The sequence below is a fragment of the Mesorhizobium sp. M0601 genome (genome assembly GCF_040320845.1).
In the GTDB taxonomy this organism is placed as follows: domain Bacteria; phylum Pseudomonadota; class Alphaproteobacteria; order Rhizobiales; family Rhizobiaceae; genus Mesorhizobium.
In genome coordinates, this window is sequence record NZ_JAMYQK010000088.1 from 1 (window position 1) to 4,516 (window position 4,516).

Annotated in this window: 4 protein-coding genes and 1 pseudogene; all 5 read right to left on the reverse strand. The window is 57.9% G+C overall.

Annotation, left to right across the window (positions count from 1 at the left end; all coding sequences use genetic code 11):
• Positions 1 to 12: 12 nt before the first annotated feature.
• Positions 13 to 741: a LuxR family transcriptional regulator gene (locus NKI41_RS32730; RefSeq protein ID WP_352687123.1), complete on the reverse strand. Its 729-nt coding sequence runs from the start codon at positions 739 to 741 to the stop codon at positions 13 to 15.
• 546 nt (positions 742 to 1,287) lie between these two features.
• Positions 1,288 to 2,694: an aminotransferase gene (locus NKI41_RS32735; protein WP_352687126.1), complete on the reverse strand. Its 1,407-nt coding sequence runs from the start codon at positions 2,692 to 2,694 to the stop codon at positions 1,288 to 1,290.
• Between the two features lie 163 nt (positions 2,695 to 2,857).
• Entirely contained in the window at positions 2,858 to 3,052 is a 195-nt protein-coding gene (locus NKI41_RS32740; RefSeq protein WP_352687129.1) for an Lrp/AsnC ligand binding domain-containing protein, read from the reverse strand.
• A 190-nt stretch (positions 3,053 to 3,242) separates the two neighbouring features.
• Positions 3,243 to 3,353: pseudogene (locus NKI41_RS32745) on the reverse strand (AsnC family transcriptional regulator); the annotation flags it as partial.
• 228 nt (positions 3,354 to 3,581) lie between these two features.
• The coding region (locus NKI41_RS32750; RefSeq protein ID WP_352687132.1) for a FumA C-terminus/TtdB family hydratase beta subunit at positions 3,582 to 4,516 on the reverse strand (935 nt) is incomplete at its 5' end.

Sequence of the window (4,516 nt, forward strand, 5' to 3'; positions counted from 1 at the left end):
AGGTTTCGGAGATCAGGTGAAGAGAGATGGCCTGGATAGTGCAAGCCGAACGGCTGCCTGAATAACCGTCTTCACGCCAAGCTTCTTCCTGGCGTTATCCCGATGATAGGCTGCGGTGTGCCGACTGATTCCCAAGATGCGGCCGATCTCCCACGCCGTCTTTCCGCGAGCCGCCCACTTCAGACACTCGATTTCCCTTCGCGATAGGGTAACGCCATCCACGATCCTGTCGTCGGCCAGCTTGCGACAGGCATGAAGATGGAAAAAGATCGCGATGAGCTCGAGCGCGCGTTCATATCGATCGATCACGCGGAAGAACAGTGGTTGCCTTTCATCGGAGGCGAAGGTCAGTGCTGCAAACAGACCGCCGCTGTCATGGATCGGGATCGTAAAACCGCAGTGAATGCCGAATTGCGTCGCCTCATCCATCAATTGTCGCTGCTGCGTCGACAGTTTGAGATCAGCGCCGTGCGCATCCCAGCTGAATGGTTCCTGAGTACCACGCGCCTGATGGATCACCGGGTCCATCTTTTCGTACTGACTGTGAAGGTAGTGAGATGTCCAGGGTTGAGGATAGGTGGAAATCAGGCGCACCTTGCGGCCCTTGCCAGGCGAAGGGAAAAGATAGGCAAAAGACGGCAGATCGAGCGAAGAGGCAATCTCGCCCAGAGCGTTGCGCAGGTCCGTCGCGTCGGCGCTGTCTGCGATTTGCTCTACAAATCTATGAAAAACGTCTTGCATAGCTAAACTGCAGTGAGTTCGCCCACGGCTTCTGCCCCCACAGACGGTCGACCAAAGCGCAGCCATTCAGGGAAGAAGGCCCGGCAGGAGACTGAGCTCCGTGCCGGGCCGGTGCGCCTTGGGAGGGCGATATGTGCTTCGACGGCGCTCTTATCGACACCGAGACCTCATTCCAGCGTCATCTGTTAGCAGGCGACAGTTGTCCTCTTGGGTTTGCACTTCATTACGGTCGGGGTGTCTGTTTGCGGGCTGTTGAATCTGTCTCCATGGAGTAGCTCAGCCTCACGGTAGATTGCGGTCTGTGGTCTGTAAGAGCATCACCTCTACAATTCTCGCAGCAGCCCTACGTCACCGTCTCGGACGCGAAGGCGGCACTGTGTTTTTCGAGATTGGGCGTCGCATTCCGGCATCGGCTCGCACAGCCTCCATGCAAGTTGCCTGAAAAGCGAAGACGAGGCTTTGCGCGCGCCACCTCATGACGCCACAGGGCTGCCGGACGTGATATCCCGGACGCTCCGAGTGGAAGGCGTCAGCAGTCACGTCAGATCATATCGCGCCCTCCGCCTTCAGCCCGCGATAGGTCGTCTCGACTGATTTCGCGGTCGCGTCGACGATGACGTCGATCTCTTTTCGGGTAATGATCAGAGGTGGGGCAAAGCCGAGGATATCGCCATGCGGCATGGCGCGACCTATGACACCATTTTCAAACAGAGCAGCGGCGGCGCGCGCGCCGACCTGAAGTCCGGGCTCGAATGGCATCCGTTCTTTAGGATCCCGCATCAATTCCACGGCGGATAGGATGCCTACGCCTCGAACCTCGCCAACAATGGGATGTCCCTCCAGTTCGGCTTTCATGCGGGCATGCCAGTACGGTCCGACATCCCGAACATGTTCCAAGATGTTTCTTTCCTTTATCAATTTAATGTTGGCAAGCGCGGCCGCCGCGCAGAGTGTGTGACCAGAATATGTCCACCCGTGGCCAAGTGGCCCATGCTTTTCCGTTCCTTGCTCCAAAACCGACCAGACCCGGTCACCGATAATCGACCCGGAGATAGGCAGGTAGGCGGAACTCAAGCCCTTGGCTATGGTTACGAAATCCGGGCGCATGCCATAGAGGTGGGAACCGAATTTCTCGCCGGTTCGCGCGAAACCGCAGACCACCTCATCGGCAATAAGAAGGATCTCGTACTTGTCAAGCACTCCTTGAATCGCAGCCCAGTATCCTTTGGGGGGCGGAACGATACCCCCGGTCCCAAGTACCGGCTCTCCAATGAAGGCTGCAACCGTCTCCGGGCCTTCAGCGAGGATAAGAGCTTCAAGTTCGTTGGCACAGCGCCTGGAGAACGCTTCCTCATTTTCGCCGTCGCGCGCCTGGCGATAGTAGTGTGGCGTCGTCGTATGGCGCACCAAATTCAAAGGCAGGTCGAAGAAATCGTGAAAGAAGGCAAGGCCTGTCAGGCTACCTGTAACCAGCCCTGACCCGTGATACCCGCGATTGCGCGAGATGATCTTCTTCTTTTCAGGGCGGCCGAGAATGTTGTTGTAGTACCAGACCAGCTTGATGTTGGTTTCATTGGCGTCGGAACCGGAGAGGCCGAAATAGACCCTTCGCATGTTCTGACCGAAATATTCGACCACGGCCTCGGCCAGGAGAGCAACCGGCTCCGTGCCCTGGCTGGCGTAGACATGCGCGAACGGCAGTGCATGCGCTTGCTTAGTAATGGCGTCAGCAATCTCGGTGCAGCCATACCCCATATTGACGCAATAGAGCCCGCCAAAACCGTCGAGGCTTTTTCGTCCTTCCGTATCCCAGATGTAGACCCCCTCTGCTCCGGCCATGATCCGATTCGGCGTCTCGCCGCGGCTGTGTTTTGCCAAGTGCGTGGACGGATGAAAGACGAAGCTCCGATCCTTTTCCTGGACTTGCTTGGTTCCCAGATTGGTCAGGCTCATTGCCGCTCTCCCGTTGATCGCCGGCGGAGACACCCGGTCAGCCGCTCGTCAAGGGCTGATTATACCGACGGACACATCTCACGTTCCACGGCAATGCGCGTCCGCGGCCGACGAATTCACGGAACTTACCTCAATCTCCGTGGAAAACACGGGCTCCGGAAACTCACCGCTCTTTTACTGCCGACAAGGGAATCGGCGAATTGGATTTTACGGATTTCGTCACGACAAGGCTGTAATATTGATCGATCCCGAGGCCTACCTGCAGCAAACCCTCCATGAATTCCTGATAGGCAGCCACCGAGGGAGCTGCGACGCGCATCAGGTAATCGACCCGGCCTCCGATAGCCCAGCAGTCCATATTTCGGGGAGCCTTGAATCGCGGTCTCAAAGTGTCGTTGGTCTTCGAGGCGGTGACGATCGAGCACGACCTCCACCATCACGAAAACCACGCCCCCCGTGAGGGATGGACTCAGCCGCGCGTAATAGCCTTCAATGACTCCTGCTGTTTCGAGTACGCGGAGCCGCTCCGAGCAGGCCGACGCCGACAGATGAACGCGCTTCGCAAGCTCGCTTTTCGATATCCGACCGTCTGCTTGCAGCTCCGAGAGAATTCGAAGGTCCCAAGCGTCCAAGCGCACAGTGTTTAGTTTCGACTTCATGGCCTTGCCGGGCTGAATCTCGCTTTACGTTTAGGCGCTTGCTTTTGGGTCTGCGCCAATTGCATCCATGGTGCCGACGTGCCAGCCAGCGTTGCGTTCCTCGCAGGCGGTGCTGGCGCACGCATGGGCCCATTCGCACAGCTTGCCCAAACCAAGCGCACAGCCTTCTGGTTGCCCTTTCGGAGTCTATGGATAAGCGAGGCAGGACGGATTGCCTAACGGGAATAATCAAACGCCGATGTTGCGCGCGATGCTATCGGCAGCCATGCGCTTCCGCCACTCAATCGGCCCGGAATTGTGAACCGAGTTTCCCTCAACATCGACAGCCATGATCACAGGCATATCCTGGACCTCGAATTCATAAATGGCTTCCATGCCCAGATCTTCAAAGGCAACGATCCGCGCCGCTTTAATCGATTTTGAGATCAGGTACGCAGCGCCACCCACTGCAATGAGATAGGGCGTTTTGTGTCTGACGATCGACTCGATGGCCGCCGGGCCCCTCTCCGCTTTGCCTACCATCGCATAGAGCCCGGTCTCGGCGAGCATCTTTTCAGTAAAATCGTCCATGCGGCTTGAGGTTGTTGGGCCAGCCGGCCCCACGACCTCATCCCTTACCGCGCGGACAGGCCCGACATAGTAGATCACGCGTCCCCGCAGATCGACCGGGAGCGGCTTACCGGCATCGATCAGGTCGACCATTCGCTTATGGGCCGCGTCCCGACCCGTCAGCATTTTTCCGGATAGAAGAAGAGTTTCCCCGCAGCGCCACGATGTTGTCTCTCCCCTCGTCAGCTCATCCAAGTTGACCCGGCGTACGCCGGTTGTTTGCAAGTCCTCGGGACCGATCTGGGGCCATTGGGAAAGGTCGGGCGGTTGGAGTTGCGCTGGTCCTTTACCGTCCAATGTGAGCGTCAAGTGGCGGTTGGCGGCGCATTGCGGGATCAGTGCCACGGGCTTGGACGCAGCATGGGTCGGATAGGTCGCGACCTTGACATCAACGACAGTCGTCAGGCCCCCGAGACCTTGGGCTCCGATCCCGAGAGCGTTAATGCGCTCATAAAGCTCAATGCGCAGTGCCTCCTCCGCGCTTGACGGCCCCCTGGCGATCAGTTCCGACATGTCGATCGGTTCGTTCATGGCCTCCTTGGCAAGCAGCATTG